17 protein-coding genes and 1 pseudogene are annotated in these 18,486 nt (G+C 67.0%); 10 read left to right on the top strand and 8 right to left on the bottom strand.

Annotation, left to right across the window (positions count from 1 at the left end; all coding sequences use genetic code 11):
- Positions 1-169 precede the first annotated feature (169 nt).
- Both aceA and aceB read left to right on the top strand, forming a co-directional pair.
- Positions 170-1,486 (top strand): isocitrate lyase, encoded by a 1,317-nt coding sequence (gene aceA, locus AC3IMC_RS12980; protein ID WP_490918958.1) that lies wholly within the window; start codon positions 170-172, stop codon positions 1,484-1,486.
- A gap of 219 nt (positions 1,487-1,705) precedes the next feature.
- On the top strand, positions 1,706-3,358 hold the full coding sequence (aceB, locus tag AC3IMC_RS12975; protein WP_490918957.1) for a malate synthase A: 1,653 nt from the start codon (positions 1,706-1,708) through the stop codon (positions 3,356-3,358).
- A gap of 229 nt (positions 3,359-3,587) precedes the next feature.
- On the opposite strand, the gene AC3IMC_RS12970 is transcribed toward aceB, so the two are convergent.
- The gene (locus AC3IMC_RS12970; RefSeq protein WP_490918956.1) at positions 3,588-4,784 is read right to left on the bottom strand and encodes an MFS transporter; all 1,197 of its coding nucleotides are present in this window, start codon (positions 4,782-4,784) and stop codon (positions 3,588-3,590) included.
- A 143-nt stretch (positions 4,785-4,927) separates the two neighbouring features.
- Here AC3IMC_RS12970 and AC3IMC_RS12965 point away from each other — a divergent pair, with 143 nt between their 5' ends.
- On the top strand, positions 4,928-5,887 hold the full coding sequence (locus tag AC3IMC_RS12965; RefSeq protein ID WP_490918955.1) for a D-2-hydroxyacid dehydrogenase family protein: 960 nt from the start codon (positions 4,928-4,930) through the stop codon (positions 5,885-5,887).
- Between the two features lie 14 nt (positions 5,888-5,901).
- Complete coding sequence (locus AC3IMC_RS12960) at positions 5,902-6,435, top strand: GNAT family N-acetyltransferase (protein ID WP_490918954.1); 534 nt, start codon at positions 5,902-5,904, stop codon at positions 6,433-6,435.
- Positions 6,436-6,467: 32 nt separating this feature from the next.
- Here AC3IMC_RS12960 and AC3IMC_RS12955 read toward each other — a convergent pair whose 3' ends face one another.
- Together AC3IMC_RS12955 and AC3IMC_RS12950 are read right to left on the bottom strand one after the other, a co-directional pair.
- Positions 6,468-8,645, bottom strand: coding sequence for an amylo-alpha-1,6-glucosidase (locus AC3IMC_RS12955; RefSeq protein ID WP_490918953.1), 2,178 nt, complete (start codon positions 8,643-8,645; stop codon positions 6,468-6,470).
- Positions 8,646-8,705: 60 nt separating this feature from the next.
- Positions 8,706-9,767, bottom strand: a complete 1,062-nt coding sequence (locus AC3IMC_RS12950; RefSeq protein ID WP_490918952.1) for a glycosyltransferase family 4 protein — start codon at positions 9,765-9,767, stop codon at positions 8,706-8,708.
- Between the two features lie 215 nt (positions 9,768-9,982).
- Here AC3IMC_RS12950 and AC3IMC_RS12945 point away from each other — a divergent pair, with 215 nt between their 5' ends.
- Both AC3IMC_RS12945 and AC3IMC_RS12940 read left to right on the top strand, forming a co-directional pair.
- Positions 9,983-10,681: a DsbA family oxidoreductase gene (locus AC3IMC_RS12945; RefSeq protein WP_490918951.1), complete on the top strand. Its 699-nt coding sequence runs from the start codon at positions 9,983-9,985 to the stop codon at positions 10,679-10,681.
- Between the two features lie 31 nt (positions 10,682-10,712).
- Positions 10,713-11,363, top strand: coding sequence for a TetR/AcrR family transcriptional regulator (locus AC3IMC_RS12940; protein ID WP_490918950.1), 651 nt, complete (start codon positions 10,713-10,715; stop codon positions 11,361-11,363).
- Between the two features lie 27 nt (positions 11,364-11,390).
- Here AC3IMC_RS12940 and AC3IMC_RS12935 read toward each other — a convergent pair whose 3' ends face one another.
- Both AC3IMC_RS12935 and AC3IMC_RS12930 read right to left on the bottom strand, forming a co-directional pair.
- The gene (locus AC3IMC_RS12935; RefSeq protein ID WP_490918949.1) at positions 11,391-12,065 is read right to left on the bottom strand and encodes a LytR C-terminal domain-containing protein; all 675 of its coding nucleotides are present in this window, start codon (positions 12,063-12,065) and stop codon (positions 11,391-11,393) included.
- Positions 12,058-12,357, bottom strand: coding sequence for a type II toxin-antitoxin system VapB family antitoxin (locus AC3IMC_RS12930; RefSeq protein WP_221385451.1), 300 nt, complete (start codon positions 12,355-12,357; stop codon positions 12,058-12,060). Before AC3IMC_RS12930 ends, AC3IMC_RS12935 begins: the two co-directional genes overlap by 8 nt.
- A gap of 148 nt (positions 12,358-12,505) precedes the next feature.
- Here AC3IMC_RS12930 and AC3IMC_RS12925 point away from each other — a divergent pair, with 148 nt between their 5' ends.
- Both AC3IMC_RS12925 and AC3IMC_RS12920 read left to right on the top strand, forming a co-directional pair.
- A complete protein-coding gene (locus AC3IMC_RS12925) occupies positions 12,506-13,435 on the top strand; it encodes a Cof-type HAD-IIB family hydrolase (protein WP_490918948.1) in 930 nt (309 codons plus the stop codon).
- A gap of 105 nt (positions 13,436-13,540) precedes the next feature.
- Positions 13,541-15,178, top strand: a complete 1,638-nt coding sequence (locus tag AC3IMC_RS12920) for a stealth family protein (RefSeq protein ID WP_490918947.1) — start codon at positions 13,541-13,543, stop codon at positions 15,176-15,178.
- Between the two features lie 3 nt (positions 15,179-15,181).
- Here the strand turns inward: AC3IMC_RS12920 and AC3IMC_RS12915 are convergent, their stop codons facing one another.
- Positions 15,182-16,111 (bottom strand): phosphodiesterase, encoded by a 930-nt coding sequence (locus tag AC3IMC_RS12915; RefSeq protein ID WP_490918946.1) that lies wholly within the window; start codon positions 16,109-16,111, stop codon positions 15,182-15,184.
- Positions 16,112-16,272: 161 nt separating this feature from the next.
- Complete coding sequence (locus tag AC3IMC_RS12910; protein WP_490918945.1) at positions 16,273-16,785, bottom strand: glutathione peroxidase; 513 nt, start codon at positions 16,783-16,785, stop codon at positions 16,273-16,275.
- A gap of 209 nt (positions 16,786-16,994) precedes the next feature.
- Here AC3IMC_RS12910 and AC3IMC_RS12905 point away from each other — a divergent pair, with 209 nt between their 5' ends.
- Together AC3IMC_RS12905 and AC3IMC_RS12900 are read left to right on the top strand one after the other, a co-directional pair.
- Positions 16,995-17,225 carry a hypothetical protein gene (locus AC3IMC_RS12905; RefSeq protein ID WP_490919091.1) on the top strand — a complete coding sequence of 77 codons (231 nt, stop codon included), beginning with the start codon at positions 16,995-16,997 and terminating at the stop codon, positions 17,223-17,225.
- A gap of 27 nt (positions 17,226-17,252) precedes the next feature.
- Positions 17,253-17,498: a hypothetical protein gene (locus tag AC3IMC_RS12900; RefSeq protein WP_490919090.1), complete on the top strand. Its 246-nt coding sequence runs from the start codon at positions 17,253-17,255 to the stop codon at positions 17,496-17,498.
- Positions 17,499-17,572: 74 nt separating this feature from the next.
- Here the strand turns inward: AC3IMC_RS12900 and AC3IMC_RS12895 are convergent.
- Positions 17,573-17,926, bottom strand: a pseudogene (locus tag AC3IMC_RS12895) (M23 family metallopeptidase); the annotation flags it as partial.
- Positions 17,927-18,486 lie beyond the last annotated feature (560 nt).

Genomic DNA, 18,486 nt, shown 5'->3' with positions numbered 1-18,486 from the left:
AATACGTGAAGAAACGCGTTTCTTTCCACACTTTTTCTCTAGAAAGGGGATTGAAAGTGCTGAAAAGTAGTTCTCACGGAAAGAAATACCGCACCGGAAAAAGCCGGTGGGAACCTCAACGGCGCGGTTCCCACCTACTCCATCCGGAGCTCAATCAAGGAGATCAACGATGACTGCAGCATTTGAGCCCACCCAGCAGACGCCCGAAGAGCAGGCCGCCGCCCTGGAGCTCGAGTGGGCCGCCAACCCCCGCTGGGAAGGGGTGACCCGGGACTACTCAGCTTCCGACGTCGTCCGCCTCCGCGGCCGCGTCTCCGAAGAACACACGCTGGCCCGCCGTGGATCGGAAAAGCTGTGGAAGCAGCTCACCGAAGAGCACAAGACCGGCGGCTACACCAACGCGCTCGGCGCCTTGACCGGCAACCAGGCCGTGCAGCAGGTCAAGGCCGGGCTGCGCGCCATCTACCTCTCCGGCTGGCAGGTTGCCGCGGACGCCAACAACTCCGGCCACACCTACCCGGACCAGTCCCTCTACCCCGCGAACTCGGTTCCCACCGTGGTCCGCCGCATCAACAACGCTCTGCTCCGGGCCGACCAGATCGAATTCTCCGAAGGCATCCAGACCGTGGAGGACTGGCTGGTCCCGATCGTCGCCGACGCTGAAGCCGGCTTCGGCGGCCCGCTCAACGCCTACGAGCTCATGAAGTCCATGATCCAGGCCGGCGCCTCCGGCGTTCACTGGGAAGACCAGCTCGCCTCCGAAAAGAAGTGCGGCCACCTCGGCGGCAAGGTCCTCATCCCCACCCAGCAGCACGTCCGCACCCTCAACGCCGCCCGCCTCGCGGCCGACGTCGCCGGCACCCCCACCGTCGTCATCGCCCGCACCGACGCCGAGGCCGCCACCCTCATCACCTCCGACGTCGACGAACGGGACCAGGAATTCATCACCGGTGAGCGCACCGCGGAGGGCTTCTACAAGGTCCGCAATGGCATCGAACCCTGCATCGCCCGCGCCAAGGCCTACGCCCCCTACTCCGACCTGATCTGGATGGAAACGGGCACCCCGGACCTGGAACTGGCCCGCAAGTTCGCCGAATCGGTCAAGGCCGAGTTCCCGGACCAGATGCTCTCCTACAACTGCTCGCCTTCCTTCAACTGGCGCAAGCACCTGGACGACGACACCATCGCCAAGTTCCAGCGCGAACTCGGCGCCATGGGCTTCACGTTCCAGTTCATCACCCTGGCCGGCTTCCACGCCCTGAACTACTCGATGTTCGACCTCGCCCACGGCTACGCCCGCAACGGCATGAGCGCCTACGTCGAACTCCAGGAAAAGGAATTCGCCTCCGAGTCCCGCGGCTACACCGCAACCAAGCACCAGCGCGAAGTCGGCACCGGCTACTTCGACAGCATCTCCACGGCGCTCAACCCGAACGCCTCCACCCTGGCCTTGGTGGGATCCACCGAAGAGGGCCAGTTCCACTAGCAACTTACGACGGCGGGTGTTCCGTCCGGCCTTCGGACCGGCGTCGCCTGCCTGCTATTCCCCACGTCCCGGTTGGGACCTCGCTGAGCGAGGCCCGACCGGGACGCAGGGCCCCTTTTACGCAGGCTGCCGCGACACCGGCTCCTCGGCCTCGTGCCTCAGTCGCCACCCTGCCGCTACCCGCCGTCGAACTTCCCTTTCGTCTTTAAGGAGACTGAGATGAACAGCTTCACCGATAGCTTCACGATCAATGGCATCACTATGACCGCGCAGCCCATTTGCCGGCAGGACGAGGTACTGACCCCGGACGCCCTCTCATTTATTGCGAAGCTGCACCGCGCCACTGCTGAGCGGCGGCAGGAGCTGCTGCAGGCACGGCGGGCACGGCGGGCTGACATTGCCGCAGGCGCCGACCCCCGCTTCCTCCGGGAAACCGAGCACATCCGCAACGACCCGTCATGGCACGTCGCTCCCCCGGCCCCCGGTCTGGAGGACCGTCGCGTGGAAATCACGGGCCCGGTGGACAAGAAGATGACCATCAACGCGCTGAACTCCGGGGCCAAGGTGTGGCTCGCGGACATGGAGGATTCCTCCACCCCCACATGGCGGAACGTCATCAAGGGCCAGCTGAACCTCACCGACGCCCTGGAACGGCGGATCGACTTCACCACCGAGGAAGGCAAGGAATACAAGCTCCGCCCCGCCGGGGACCTGCCCACCATCGTGGTCCGCCCCCGCGGCTGGCACCTGCCCGAAAAGCACATGCTCATCGACGGCCAGCCCATCGCCGGCGGCATCGTGGACTTCGGCCTGTACTTCTTCCACAACGCCCGCCGCCTCCTCGCCCAGGGCAAGGGCCCGTACTTCTACCTGCCCAAGATCGAGAACCACCTCGAAGCCCGGCTGTGGAACGACATCTTCATCCTCGCCCAGGACCTGCTCGGCATCCCGCAGGGCACCATCCGCGCCACGGTGCTGATCGAGACCATCACGGCCGCGTTCGAAATGGAGGAAATCCTCTACGAACTGCGCGACCACGCCTCCGGCCTGAACGCCGGCCGCTGGGACTACATCTTCTCCCTCATCAAGAACTTCCGCACCCGCGGCCCCCGCTTCGTCCTCCCGGACCGGGCCCAGGTGACCATGACCGCCCCGTTCATGCGTGCCTACACCGAACAGCTGGTCCGGGCCTGCCACAAGCGCGGCGCCATGGCCATCGGCGGCATGGCCGCGGCCGTGCCCAACCGCAAGGACCCGGAGGCAAACGCCAACGCCCTCGAGAAGGTCCGCGCGGACAAGACCCGTGAGGCCAACGACGGCTTCGACGGCTCCTGGGTGGCCCACCCCGACCTGGTGCCCATCTGCCGCGAGGTGTTCGACTCCATCCTCGGTGAGAAGCCGAACCAGCTGGACCGGCTGCGGGAGGACGTCACCCCGGACGACCGCTCCCTGATCAACGTGGCCGCCACCCAGGGCACCATCACTGAACAGGGCATCAGGAACAACATCGAGGTGGGCATCCGCTACATCGAGTCCTGGCTGCGCGGCAACGGCGCGGTGGCCATCCACAACCTCATGGAGGACGCCGCCACCGCCGAAATCTCCCGGTCCCAGCTCTGGCAGTGGATCTACGCCCGGGCCATCACGGACCACGGCGAGATCGTCACCCACGAGTGGGTGGAGGAGCTCCTCGACGAGGAATTCGCCCGGCTGGAACGCTTCGACGGCGACCGCTTCGAAGACGCCCGCGACATCTTCGAGGAAGTCACCCTGGCCACCGAGTTCCCGTCCTTCCTCACCCTGCCCGCCTACGCCCGCTACCTGACCGAGGCCCGCGAAAGGGCCACCGTCGAGGAGCTCGCCGCGGCATAACCCAATCTTCCGCTTGCCGGGCCGGCACGCCCTTCGCAACAGGCCCCCCGAAATCCGGGGCGCTGGCCCGGCAACGGAGCACCACGTCGGAAGCCCGCTCACTTTCCCTTGAAAGTGAGCGGGCTTCGTCGCGTTTGTTGCGATAAGTGATGGGGCGTCGTCGTATTTGCTGCGGTAAGTGATGGGGCGTTTGGAATGTTGGCGACGCGTCCGACGGCGGCGCCTCGCCTTAGCGCCCCTTGGGCACCTTCCGCACGGACAGGGTGGTGCTGGCGAAGAAGGTCAGCACCGAGACCAGGATGACCAGCAGGGCCGGCGTCCACGACCCCGAGGAGTCGTGCACGAAGCCCAGCAGCGGGGGCGCCACGGCGGCCAGGCAGTAGCCAAGGCCCTGGACTGTGGCGGACATCCGGCCTGCGGAGGCCTGGTCGCGCGCCAGCTTGATGATGGCGATAAATATGAGGGTGATCCCGCCGCCCTGGGCGATGCCGCCGGACACGGACCACAGCCACCACAGCTGCGGCAGGAAAAGAAGCCCCACCGGAACAGGCAGCCACAACGCTCCCAGGGTGGCCGCCACCGCCGTCGTACTCATGTATTTGGCGGCGAAAGGCACGCCGAGGCCGCCCAGGATCGCAAGGATCTGGAAGATCGAGGATGCCGCCCCCGCCTCCGAAGCGGACATGGCCAGTTCGTCGTGCAGGTAGCTGGGCAGCCACGCCGTGACGCCGTAATAGGAAAACGCCTGTCCACCGAAGCCCGCCGTCAGTCCGGCCGTGATCCATCCGGCGCCGTTCACCGGGGCCAGTTGCGCGCCGTCGGCGCCGTCCTCGCAGGCCGGCAGGAATGCGCTGCGCGGCCCCACTGCGAGGACCCACACCGCCACCGCGGCAACGGCCAGGACGGCCACGGACCCCAGCGCAAGCCGCCACCCCGCGGCGGCGGCCAACGGAGCCATGGCCACCGACGTCAGGAAGGATCCGATGTTCAGTGCCGCGGTGTAGATGCCCATCGCGGTCCCCTGCCGGCGCGGCGCAAAATCCCGCCGGATGATCAGCGGCACCGCGATGTTGCCCACCGTGATGGCCACGCCGATCAGCACGGTTCCGGCCACCACCAGTACGGGACCCCCGGCGGAGCGCACCAGCACCCCGGCCAGCACCCCCAGGATGGTCAGTGTCACGGCCACTTCGGCACCGAACTTCCTCGCCGCCAGGGACGCCAGGGGCGCGGCCAGCGAGAAGCAGAGCACCGGGATGCTGGTCAGCAGGCCGAGCAGGACCGGCGAAAAATGGAGCTCCCCCTGCATGAGGTCCACCACCGGGGCCACGGCAACAAACGGGCCACGCAGGTTCAGCGCGAGCAGCCCGATGCAGGCCAGCAGGATCCAGCTGTTTGGTACGCGGGAGAGGAGCCGGCCGCTCACAGGGGCAAAATCGGGAATGGGCGCAGTTTCATCACTCCCATTGCTATCATGCCGCGGGTTACGGGAGTTTGAGGCACCCCCGCCGCCGGCCCTGCCATACGATGAACGTGACCCCGGCCGAAGGACACTGCGAAGGACCCGCCATGCCGCACCGCCTTGCCATCCTTGACGACTACCAGGACGTGGCCCACGGCTTCGCCGACTGGGCTTCCCTGGAGGCCGACGGCGTTACCGTCACCACCTACCGTGAACCCTTTACTTCCCGGGATGCCCTGGTGTCGGCGCTGGCGGACACCACGATCGTGGTCGCGATGCGGGAGCGGACCGCCTTCCGGCGCGAGGTGCTGGAGAAACTGCCGGCCCTCCAACTGCTGGTCACCACGGGAATGGCCAACGCCTCCATCGATATGGCCGCAGCGGCGGAGCACGGGGTGACGGTGTGCGGGACCCCCGGTTCACCCACCGCCGCGCCGGAGCTGACGTGGGCCCTGCTGCTGGCCGCCGCCCGGCACCTGCCCGCGGAGGAAAACTCCCTCCGCGCCGGCACCTGGCAGTCCACAGTGGGCGTCGAACTGGCGGGGAAGACCCTCGGCATCGTTGGGCTGGGCAAGATCGGGCGCCGGGTGGCCACCTACGGGCAGGCGTTCGGGATGGACGTGGTGGCGTGGAGTGCCAACCTGACCGCGGAGGCAGCCGCTGAGGCCGGGGCGCGGCTGGTGTCCAAGGAGGAACTGTTCACCGTCGCAGACGTCGCCACCCTCCACCTGCGGCTGTCCGAACGCTCCGAAAACACTGTGGGCGAGGCCGAGCTCCGCCTGCTCGGTCCGGACGGCATTCTGGTAAACACCGCCCGGGGACCGCTGATTGACCAGGAAGCGCTGGTCAGGGCGCTGAACGAGGGGTGGATCCGCGCTGCCGCCCTGGACGTGTTCGACCAGGAACCCCTGCAGGCCGGGCATCCGCTCCTGGCCGCGCCGAACACGGTGCTCTCGCCCCACCTCGGCTACGTCACGCAGGAAAGCTACCGGCAGTTTTACGGCGGCGCGCTGGAGGACGTGTCCGCCTGGCTCGCCGGCTCCCCCATCCGCACCATCACCGCCTGACAGGAGGAGAGCGCATGGCCCACACCATCCGCAAGGCAACAGCGGACGACGCCGGCCCGCTGGCCGAGCTGGCGGCCGTCACCTTCCCGCTCGCCTGCCCGCCGTCGTCGTCACCTGCGGACATTGCAGCGCACCTGGCCAACACCCTCAGCGAAAAGCACTTCCAGCGCTACCTCGCCGACCCGGACACCACCGTCCTGGTGCTCGACGACGGCGGCCGGCTGAACGGGTACAGCCTGCTGGTGAACCGGGCCGCGGCGGACCCCGATGTTTCGTCCGCCCTGACCCTCCAGCCGTCAGTGGAGATCAGCAAGTGCTACGTCCACCCGGACTACCACGGGCTCGGCGCCGCGGCCGAGCTCATGCACGCCAGCCTGCAGGCTGCCGCAGCCGCCGGCGGTTTGGCCGCGTGGCTGGGAGTCAACAGCCAGAACGCGCGCGCCATCCGCTTTTACGAAAAGTCGGGCTTCCGCAAGGTGGGCACCAAGTCCTTCCGGCTGGGCAGCACGGTGGAACACGACTTCGTGCTGGAGCGCGCCCTGCCCTGACCTTGCCGGGCACGCCGTCTTCCTGGAAGCCGTCAGGCCCCGGACTCGTCCAGCCCCCGGCCTGCACCGGCCGCCACCCCGTCCGGCGGGTACGCCAACGGGGGACGCGGCTTGCTGAGCAGTTTGAGCCCGGGCGGCAGCCCTTCGATGCCGCCCTGTGTCCCGGCGGCGGTGATGGTGACGCGGCTGGTGTCCAGGAGGACGTTTTCAGCCCGGAACGTGCCAACGATCTCCGGCAGGATCGGGGCCAGATGCACCACGCCGCGGGTGAAGACGGGGTCGAACCGGAGCAGGATCCGCGCCAGCTGGACCGGCGCCGCGGCAGCCCACGCCTGCGGCGAGCACGCCGTGGGATACGGCACAGGACCCGGGAACTCCCCCCGGTCAAAACCGCAAAAAAGCTCCGGGAGGCGGTTATCGAAGTGCCCTGCGGCGTCGAAGATTCCCAGCGCCACCCGCTTGGCCTCGTCCACGAAGCCGTAGCGCATCAGTCCCGTGGCCACCATGGCCGTGTCGTGGGGCCAGACCGAACCGTTGTGGTAGCTGACAGGGTTGTAGGCCCCCATGTCCGAGGCAAGGGTACGAATGCCCCAGCCGGTGAACATCTGCGGGGACATCAGGTGCTCCATCACGGACTGGGCCTTGTCCTCGTCCACGATGCCGGTGAAGAGGCAGTGGCCGATGTTGGAGGTCAGCGCGTCAACGGGTCGCTTGTCCTTGTCCAGGGCCACGGCAAAGTAGCCCTTGTCCGGCAGCCAGAACTTCTTGTTGAACTCCTCCTTGAAGGCCGCCGCACGCGCTGCCCAGTGCTGCTCGAGGGCGGTGTCCCCGTCCCAGTGGGCCAGCAGGGACCGGCCAAGGTAGGCCGAGTAGACATAGGCCTGGACCTCGCAGAGGGCAATCGGTGCCTCGGCGATGGTCCCGTCCGCAAAGTTGATGCCGTCCCAGGAATCCTTCCAGCCCTGGTTGACCAGGCCGTGGTCGTTGGGGCGCAGGTATTCGACAAATCCGTCGCCGTCCTTGTCGCCGTATTTTTCGATCCACTCCAGCGCCCGGTCCGCATGCGCCAGCAGCGGCTGGATCTTGTCCCTGGACAGGCCCCACCGGCTCAGTTCACCCAGGACCGCCACAAACAAGGGCGTGGCGTCCACCGTGCCGTAATACGCCGTGCCGCCCAGGGACAGGCCGGCCGTCACGCCCAGCCGGACTTCATGCGGGATCCGTCCGGGTTCTTCCTCGGAGTCCGGGTCCACCTTCCTGCCCTGGATGCCGGCCAGGGTCTGCAGCGTGCCGAGCGCCAGGTTGGGATTGACCATCAGGCTCATGTACGACGTCAGCAGCGAGTCCCGCCCGAAGAGCGCCATGAACCAGGGCGCCCCCGCAGCAACGGCGGCCCGTTCAGGGTGGTGTGCATCGAAGATGCGCAGGGCACCGAGGTCGGTCTGGCTGCGGTTGAGGAGGTCCTGCAGGCCCGCGTCCTCGATAGTGATCCGCGGAATCCCCTCTTCCCAGTCAAGGTGCCGGCGTACTCCCTCGCGGTGATGCGGCAGCTGCCCTTCGCGGAAAGGCTTGTCCGGCGCTTCCCCGTTGACCAGCGGCACCACGATGATGCTGGTGGCCCATTTCCCCCTGGCAGGGACCGTCACGTGGAAGCGGAGACCGTCGGTACTGGCCTCCGCGCCCCGGGCGCCCACGGCGGACCCGCGCTGCTGGCCATGCCGGGAGGCCTCGATGACCAGCCGCCCTTCGTCCAGCCTCCGCGTCGTGTCATCGGCGCCCGTGGCACGTCCACCCTTGACATCGAAGAGATCCGCCTGGTCCGCGTCCACCAAAAGCTCGATGTCGCAGTCGACAGGTTCCGCCGCATAATTTTCCAGCGTGATGTCGTCCTGCATCCCAGGACCGATGTGGCGGACCTGGCGCACCACGAGGGGGCTGTCGAACCTGCCGCCGGGCCAGTTGGCCCGGCCCACAAACGTGGCCTCGAACGGATGCGGCCGCTGCGCGGACAGCGGCTCACGGAGCGAGCCGTTGATGCGCAGCACCCAGCGCGAGACGATGCGGGTGTCCTGGAAGAACGCGCCGTTCGTGCCGCCCTCGGGACTGATGTCGCCGCTGCCGGACGAGATACAGAACGACGACCCCTCCAGGACCGTCACCGAGCCCGAATCGGACACGGAGGCTTCGTTGTCTGCGTTCCAGGCGGTCATGGGAGACTCCCTTCTCAGGCGGCATGCTGCCCGGGGGAATCCGGCGAAGCATTAATGCCTCTATAGATTTTGGTGCACCCGGTCGCCGTTCGGAACCCCCGGGAACGCCTTGCCTTCAATAAGGTCGCTGTAAAGCCGCAGGTGGTCGGCCACCATACGCTCGGCCGTGAACCGCTCCTCGACCGCTTTCCGGCACGCCGCCCGGTCCAGTTCCGCGGCCGCCGGCACGAGCGCAGCCAGTTCTCCAGTCTCGCCCAGGAACCCCGTCCGCCCATGCTTGACGATCTCCGGGGCAGAGCCTGTCCGCGTACCGACCACCGGCGTTCCGGTGGCGAGCGCTTCGATCATGACCAGGCCGAACGGCTCGGACCATTGGATGGGATTCAGGAACGCCACGGCCTCGCCCATCAGTTGGTACTTGGCGGCGTCGTCCACCTCTCCCACGAAGTCTTCGTTGGGTCCCAGCCTGGGTTCGATGACTTCCCGGAAGTAGCGGACCTCCTCCTCTTCCCGCATCTTGACCGCAATCTTGAGGTGCATCCCGGCCTGCCGGGCGATGGTAATGGCCTCCACCAATCCCTTGTCCGGGCATGACCGGCCCACGAAGCACAGGTAGCCTCCGCTGCCGGTTCCCACAGGCACGCGGGAGAGGTCCATTCCGTGATGGATGACGCGGGTGACCGGAACATCGGGCGCATGGGAGGCCTGGTCCCGGGAAATCGCCACGACTGCCGCGTTCCGGGCAACAGCCCGGTAGATGTCGGCTGCCTGCGCATTGATGGGGCCGTGGATGGTGGTGGCCAGCGGAACCCCGGGCGGCCTGTGCATGTACAGGGGACCCGTCAGCGTGTGGTCATGGATGACGTCCACGTCCTGCAGCCCGTCGTAAGCCCTGGTGACGTGGCTGAGTTCGGAGATGGTGGTTCCCAGTCCGTCATAGTCGGCCGGCCGCATGTTCGGAACGAGCTGCACGGGGCACTCGCTCTCGGTTGGGGCTGCGAGCAGCACCTCGTGGCCGGCAGCCGCGAAGCCCCGGGCAAGGGTATCCACCACTCTTTCGGTGCCGCCGTAGGTTGCAGGTGGAACGGGAATCCATGGTCCCGAAACCAGTCCAATGCGCATTCCTGGCCTCCCAGGGTGACAGGCCTGGCTCCCCAGCTGGCCGGGCAGGAATTCCACCGGGGCGCTCTTGCCGCGGTGCTTCCGCTGTGAAAGGGCCCGCTGCTTGACCTCTGCTCCGACTATCTACCACGCACCGGCTCCGAGACAAGACCCAATGTGGCCGATGTCATAGCGGGCACAGGAATGGCGCCCGGAACGGGCCGGTTATGGAAACCATGAAGATTGAGATCTGGTCTGACGTTGCCTGCCCCTGGTGCTTCATTGGAAAGCGCCGCTTCGAGTCGGCGCTGGCGGACTTCCCGCACCGTGACGCCGTCGAGGTGGTGTGGCGCAGCTACCAGCTGGACCCCACGCTGCCGGAGCACTACGACGGCACCGAACTGGAGTACCTGAGCACCCGCAAGGGGATGCCGCCGCAGCAAGTGGCGCAAATGTTCGAGCACGTGGCGCAGCAGGCCAAGGGCGAAGGCCTGGATTACCGCTTCGACCAGGTGGTGGTGGCCAACAGTTTCACGGCCCACCGCCTGATCCATCTCGCCGCAGCGCACGGGAAGCAGGACGCGGCCAAGGAACGCCTGCTCAGCGACCATTTCGAGCACGGCAAGGACATCGGCAGCCGGGACTACCTGTCGGTCCTCGGCAATGACCTCGGACTCCCGGCCGAGGAGGTGGAGGAGCTCTTCACCACGGACAAATATGCGGAGGACGTGCGCAGCGACTTCCGCGAGGGCCAGGCCCTGGGCATCAGCGGCGTGCCGTTCTTCGTCATCGACCGCAAGTTCGGCCTGTCCGGCGCGCAGCCCGTCCAGACCTTCACCGCAGCCCTCAACCAGGCATGGCAGGACGCCAACCCCCTGGTGCTGGTCAACTCCGGTGAGGCGGAAGCATGTGGCCCGGACGGGTGTTCCGTCTAGGTTTACTGACACATCGCGGTAAAGTGTCTGTATGCCCAGGATTACAGCCGCCAGCAACGCCGAGCAGCGCGCGGGCACGCAGCGCAGGATCTTAACCGCTTTCGGCGAGCTGCTGTTCTCGCATGGCCTCCCCGGCCTGACCATGACGGACGTGGCGCGGCATGCGGGCGTGGGCCGGACCGCCGTGTACAACTACTACGCGGACATCGAAGAGCTGCTGATTTCCTATGCGCTCGACGAGACGGAGAAATTCCTCTCCGACCTTCGCGACGCGCTCGGGCGGCTGGAGAATCCGGTGGACCGGCTGGCCCTGTACGTCCGCGCCCAGGTGGTGGACCTCAGCCGCCGCCACCTCCCCCCGGGACCTGCCATGGGTGCGGTGCTGTCGCCGTCGTCCTTTGCCAAGCTGTCCGACCATGTGGGCGAGCTCAGCGTCCTGCTGCAGGACATTCTTCGCGACGGCATGGAGCAGGGCTACCTGCCCGTGGCGGACGTCGGGCAGCAGTCGCAGCTGATCCTCGGGACGTTGTCCTCGAGCGCGGCCCGGGGCAGCGATGAACCGTCTGAACTGGAGGCGCGCGTGGCCCGGACGGTGCGTTTCATCCAGCTCGGCGCCGGCGCCAGGTTCGACGACGGCGGGCGGCCCGTCCGGGTCGGTCCCCTTCCAGCGGCGGCCGGCTGAGTCCGCGGCCAGGCGGGGCGAAGCGCGTCAGGGTGTGGGCGCCGCCGTCGGCATGACCGGCCACTTATCGCTGTCCGCTATCCGCCGGCTTTCCCGGGGGCAGCTGAGCTTGCCGGGTGTCTGGTCCACCAGCTCCGGCGGGACGAGCGCCTTGTAGTCGTGGGCGAGGATGAGGTCAACGCTGGCGTCCGTCCGGCCGTCCTGGAAGTAGTCCGAACCCGTAACATTGCGCTGCACGCTGAAGGCCGCGGCCTGGCCGGCAGCACCGGACACCACGGCCGCCGCGCCCCGGTAGCCGGCGTTGATGTTGCCCACCGCCCCCACCACGAACTTCCGTGCCAGGAGTTCGTCCGCCACAGTGCGGGCCAGCCCGGGGCGGCTGGTGGAGTTATAGACATTGAGGTTGATCTTGTCGTTCGGCGTGTAGTCGAACATGGACGCCGGGCAGGATGAGACCGGCGTTGGGGCCGTTTCCGCAGCCGGGATCTTGAACCGCCCGTTGATGATGGCGAGCGCCAGGATGATGGCGGCCGCGATCAGGCCGATCAGCAGGACCAGGACCACGCCATGCAGCACGCGGCGGCGCACCCGGACGGTTTCATCGGCGTCCCGGGCGGCCTCCATGGCGGCCCGCAGTTCCGGCCCGCTGACTACGTGGTGGCCGTGCAGGATGTCTGGGTCCTTGGGCCGCCGCCTAGCCATCGAGCACCAGGACGCGGGCGTGGATTGCGGTGCGCTGGTGCAGGGCGGTACGGACGGCGCGGTGGAGGCCGTCCTCCAGGTACATCGTTCCCCGGTACTGCACCACGTGCGGGAACAGGTCCCCGAAAAACGTGGAATCCTCGGCCAGCAGCGCCTCCAGGTCCAGGGTCCGCTTGGTGGTGACCAGTTCATCGAGCCGGACCGGACGCGGCGGAAGGGACGCCCACTGCTTCGGGGTGTTGTAACCATGGTCGGGGTAAGGGCGGCCCTCGCCCACAGCTTTGAATATCACCCTGCCACACTAGGCACCGAGCAGCCGCAGGGAAAGTGGCAGGGCGCGCCCGCCCGAGGTTGTAGCCAAACAGTGACCATGCGTCATCCAGGGCCGCGTTCGCGGTGGCGGCCCCGGCAAATGGGGGCACTGCTGACAGAATGGACCCATGACAGTCTCCGAGTCCCCCGCCGTGTCCGCGCCCGGAACCCGCCTGCCGTCGACGCCCCCGCTGGCGCTCCTGCTGGATGTGGACGGGCCGGTGGCAAGCCCCGTTACCAGGGACGTCAAACCGGACATCATCGCGGACCTGGTGGCCCTCGCCGCGGCGGGCATTCCCGTCATCTTCAACACCGGCCGCTCGGATGCGTTCATCCGGGAACAGGTCATGGAGCCAATGATCGCGGCGGGAATCCCGGCCGGGACCGTCATCCATGCCATCTGCGAAAAGGGAGCCGTGTGGTTCAGCTACACCTCCACCGGTCCGGGCCCGGTCCACGTTGACCGGGAGCTGGCCGTGCCGGCCGCGTACGGTGACGACATCCGCCGCCTGGTTGCCGAGGACTACGCGGCGCACATGTTCTTCGACGAGACCAAGCGGGCCATGGTGTCCGTAGAGCAGCACATCGGCGTGCCCAGCGCCGAGTACCTCGCCGAGCAGAAACTGTTCGACGCGGACGCCATGGAGCTGATGGGCCGCCATGGGCTGGGCGTGGTCCGGCTGGACCACCACGCACCGAATTCCGACGACGAGGTGGACTACCGCGTGGACCCCACCATCATCTCCACGGACATTGAGTCCGTGCGGCTGGGCAAGGACCTCGGCGCCAGCCGGGCGGTAGAGCTGCTGGCCGCGCAGGGCATCACCCCGCAGGCCTGGCGCACGGTGGGAGATTCCCGCACCGATTATGCGATGGCCGACTGGCTGCACCACAACGACCACGCAGTGAAGCACGTGGACGTCCGCCCGGCGGACGGCGTGCCCAGCAAGCCGTACCAGGTGCTGACGGCCGCGGACCTTGGGCTGGGAGCCTCGGTGATCCATGACGACGCCGGAGGGGCCTTCCTGCGCGGCTGGCGGGAAGCGCTGGGCATCTAAGCCGCCGCCCGCCGTCGAACGCTGCTTCCGGCCGGCAGCGGGGCCGGAACCTGCGGCAGGTTCCGGACGGCGCCCGAAACCTGCCGTTATCCGGGCAGGACTATCATGCAGGTAAGAATGCACACTTCCACCAGCACGGAGAATCCCATTACAGAAGCACCTGTCCAGGACGAGGTCTACTACGGCGGCCAAGCGTCCGTAGAGGAACAATTCCATTCCGAGATCACCTCGGCGGCAGCTGAGCAGCGCCTCAGGCACCGCCCTGACGTTGTCCGGCACAAGGGCCGCTATGCCCTGATCAATGACACCAGGACTCCCTACCAGGCCATGGTGGAAGACCTGTTGTTCGTGCGCAACATCCTGGTAAACGCGGAACTGGCATACCTGCTGGTGCGCGGCAACAACGACCGCCCTGTCATCGCCCTGGACTGGAAGGACCGGAAAAAGCTCCGCGCCGCCCTGGTGGAGGCCTGCCGGGACGAACCCTTCTATTCCATGACGGTGGACGCCAAGAAGAAGACGTCCGTCCTGGTGGCCGACGGCGACCTGTCCTCCAACCGGCAGGCACGCATCTTCCGCCTCTACCGGCCCCGTGTGGAACCTGTCGGCGGCTTTGAGTTCGGCGCCTCAGCCGGCGTCCAGATCGAGCTGTGGTCCTTCGAAGGTGAACAGCTGATCCTCCCCATCGAGAACTCCCTGACCCGCCGCACCCTGCTGCGGCAGGACGCCGTCCGCGGCACCGTGGAACGCTACGGCCACACCTGGCCCACCATCGAGAACATGTTCGCCGACCACGCCAGCGACATCAGCTTCGATATCGACCTGGTGTTCTCCTGGGTGGACGGCAGCTCCCCGGAATACATTGCCGCCCGCCGCGCCCAGCAAAAGGGACACGTCCTGGGTGAGGGCGATGACCACGAAGCCCGGTTCCGGCAGATCAACGAACTCAAGTACGCACTCCGGTCCGTGTACATGTTCGCGCCCTGGATCCGCCGCATCTTCATCGCCACGGACTCCCCCGCGCCGGCCTGGCTGGCGGAACACCCGTCGGTCACCATCGTGCGCAGCGAGGAGTTCTTCGCCGACCCCTCCGTGCTGCCCACGCACAACTCCCAGGCCGTGGAGTGCCAGCTGCACCACATCGAAGGCCTGTCCGAGCACTTCCTGTACTCCAACGACGACATGTTTTTCGGCCGGCCCGTCAGCCCGGACATGTTCTTCACCCCCGGCGGCATCACCAAGTTCATCGAGGCGGAGACCCGGATTGGCCTGGGCGAGAACGACGCCGAACGCAGCGGCTTCGAAAACGCCGCCCGCGTGAACCGCAAGCTCCTGTGGAACCGGTTCGGCCGGATCACCACCCGCCACCTGGAACACACCGCCGCTCCCCTGCGGCGCAGCCTGGTGGCCCAGATGGAGGAGGAATTCCCGGAGGAGTTCCGGAAGACCGCCGCCAGCCGCTTCCGCGCGGCAGACAACATCTCCGTCACCAATTCCTTCTACCACTACTACGCGCTGCTCACCGGCCGGGCCGTCACGCAGACAGCGGCGAAGGTCCGCTACGTTGACACCACCATGCGGGCCGGGTTGAAGTACCTGCCCAAGTTGCTGGCCAAGCGAAACATGGACTTCTTCTGCCTCAACGACGGCAGCTTCCCGGAGGTCAGTGCCGACGAACGCGCCGAAGTGGTTACCGACTTCCTGGAGAAGTACTTCCCCATCAAGGCGCCCTGGGAGAAGTAACCGCTACTGCCTGGTGGGGGCGCCGAGCCGGGCGCCGCCACGCTCCTTAGTGGTCTCCGGGATCCGGATCCCCGCAGCCTCCAGGCGTGCCGCCGTTTCCTCCGGTGACACGTACTCGCCGACAGTGGGCGAAGTGCCCAACGGAACCACGGAGTGCACAATCGTGTGCTCGTACACGTGCACCAGGTTGAAGGCCTGCCCGCCGTCCTGCCCACGGGTACCTCCGACCGGAACATTGAGGTCCTGGGTGTAGCAGGAGGCCGAGGCGACCGAGACCGGAACACCCGCAAACGTGGCGGTGGTGGAGTAGTGCAGGTGGCCGGCCAGGATGGTGCGGACGTCGGAGTTCCGCACCACGGCCGCCAGGGAGGACTGGTCCCGCAGTTCCACCAGCACCGAAAGGTCCAGCACGGAGGGCACCGGCGGGTGGTGGAGTGCCAGGATGGTGCCGTCCGGGGCGGGAGTCTCCAGCTGCCGGGCCAGCCAGTCCAGCTGCTCCGGGCTCAGCTCGCCATGGTGGAAGCCGGGCACAGTCGTGTCCAGGGTGATGACGCGCAGCCCGTTGATGAAGTAGCTGTGGTCCACGGGTTCAGCGGTCCCGGGCTGGTCCAGCAGGCCCATGCGGAAGTTGGCGCGGTCGTCGTGGTTGCCCATGGCCCAAATAACCTGTGCACCCAGGTCCCGGCAGGCGGGCTCCACGATGGCCCGCAGCTTGACGTAGGCCTCGGGGTCGCCCTTGTCCGCAAGGTCGCCGGTGAAGATCACGGCTTCCGGCCGCGCGCCGGAGGCCTTCACTTCGTCGAAGAGCTGGATGAGCCGCGCTTCGCTGTCGACGGTTCCGTAGAGGGGTTCTGCACCTCCCAACAAGTGGGGGTCGCTCAGGTGGAGTAGGAAATGGCGTGGCCGGGGATGTTCGGCCTCGATGTGCTCCATTGCTGCCTCTGTGGTCGGTGGGAAGCCGTTCTTCCCTTCTACCCTTCAGTAATCTTTATCCAACCAGACATTTGGCAAACTTGGGGTAAATCGCCGGAGCCCATGTGGAAAAAGTTCGTAAAACTGCGCATATTCATACTGGATTCGGCGCAGTCGTTTTGTCAGCCGAGTAATTCCTCGATCGCGGCCAGCACCTTGGGCGAGTCCGGCTGCACGGCCGGGGCAAACCTTGCCGCCACCTCTCCGTCGCGGCTCACCAGGAACTTTTCGAAGTTCCACTTCACCAGGCCGGGGAGCAGGCCCGCCTTGAACTTCGTGAGCTCGCTGTACAGCGGGTGCCGGTTCCTGCCCCGTACATCCGCCTTGGCCGTCAGCGGAAAGGTGACGCCGTAATTGCGCTCGCAGAACCCGGCAATGTCGCTGTCCGTGCCCGGCTCCTGCCCCGCAAACTGGTTGCAGGGTACGCCCAGGATCTCGAAGCCGCGGCCACGGAGCCTTGCATACAGGGACTCAAGGGCTGCGTACTGCGGCGTGAATCCACAGTTGGACGCCACATTGACCACCATCACCACCTTTCCCTTGAACTGGCCGAAATCCGTCACGGCGCCGTCATTGAGTGTTAGTGGAATCTGGTACAGGGGCGACAGACGTCGTGTCTCCGGCAGGTTCTTCATACGAGCTGTTCGTTGCCGTGGCCTGACCGTACGGGTCAGGACTCGAAGTTTCCTGGCTGGACGCTGTTTGGGCCACCGTCTCTGCAGGCGTCGCTGTCTCTATCGGAACCGCTGTTTCTATGGGTGTGGCCGTTTCGATCGGCGCGGGAGCAGGTGCCGGGGCAGGCTCCCCTGTGGGCACCGGGCCTGAAGGTACGGGGTCAGAAGTTATGGGGTCAGTGGCTGGCTCGGAGATCGCAGGCGCCGGCTCCTCGGCGGGCAACGGAGCAGGCTCACTGGTCGTCGGGGCGGGTTCTTCCGTGGCGGGCGACGGCGACGGGTCGCTTGATAACGGCGACGGCTCCGTTGGCGAAGGCGCCGGCGAGGGCTCAGTGGGCGACGGCGACGGGTCGCTTGCCGACGGCGAAGGCTCCGTTGGCGAGGGCGACGGCGAAGGCTGAGCGGGCGAGGTCGACGGCGAAGGCTCAGTGGGCGACGGCGACGGAGCGGTCGCCGAGGGCGAGGGTGATGGCGATGGGGACTGGGACGGCGCAGTCGCCCACGGGCTGCTGGCCGACGGGGACGGGGACGCCACCCCCGTGGCTGGAGGTGGTGCCGCCGTCGAATCCCCTATGTGGGAATCCACATCCCGGGATCCGATCTCCGGCAACATCGGCAGGGGGATGGTCCAGCTGACCCTGCCGTCGGAAAGGGAATTTCCACCGGGCCCGTAGGCAACCAGATGGTCCGGCAGCAACTGCCCTACCGCACGAAGGGTGAGGAACCTCCAGCCCAGAGGATTGGTGTAGCGGCCTTTAACGATGGTCTCGAAGTGCAGGTGGCAGCCCGTGGACCAGCCTGTGGTACCCACTTGTGCTATTGCCTGGCCGACCTGCACCTTGTCACCTGTGCGTACGCCGATCGATTCCAGATGGTTGTACGTGGTGACGAGGCCATCGCCGTGGTCGATCTCCACCCGGTTGCCGCCTCCCCAGGGGTGCCAGCCCGCCGCCCTGACGACGCCCGAATCAGCCGCATACACCGTTGCCCCACATGGCGCCGCGTAGTCCTGCCCCAGGTGGAAGTCTCCCGCAAGCCCGCTCAGCGGGCTGATCCGGAAACCGAACGGCGAACTCGGGTAGAGGACCTGCAGCGGTGCCATCAGGAACCCGCTGGGGGGCCTGCCAACCCCTGCCGGTCCCACCGCCAGCCCTGGGAACCCGCCCTCCCCGAAACTGCCGACTGCCGGGTGGGGAAAGGAAAGGACCGCGTGGGGGTCGGACAGGACGGGCGCCCCCACCGTTCCCGCCCCCACCTGGTCCGATCCCATCGGGCCAGCGTCAGAGGGCTGCAGTACGTTGGGCTCCGGTGCGCTGCCAATTTCGTGTGCTGTGGGGCCTGCCGGGCTCGTGGCGGCCCGGCTCTCCCCGGCGCGGCCAACAGAACCGGCCGACTGGCCGGCTCCTTCCGATCCGGCAGCCAGGTTGACGGCAGCCACCGATGCTGCCAGGACGCCCGCGGCGGCCACTGCACGCGCGACAGGGGGGAAAGAACCCTGTTCCGGCTTGCCCCTGCCCGGCGTCCAATGCTTGCCCAATTGACTGACCCCACCACGTGGCTGACCGCACGTTGTCTCGACGGTATGTCCCATGGGACCACAGGCGCCCAACCCTGTGAACCCTGCTGCCGCACAATGCGGGTTTTTTTGCGGGCGTTAGGGGT

The sequence above is a fragment of the Arthrobacter sp. E70 genome (assembly GCF_058266945.1).
The sequence above is the reverse complement of the archived record's forward strand: the minus strand, read 5'-3'. Positions and strand labels throughout refer to the sequence as shown.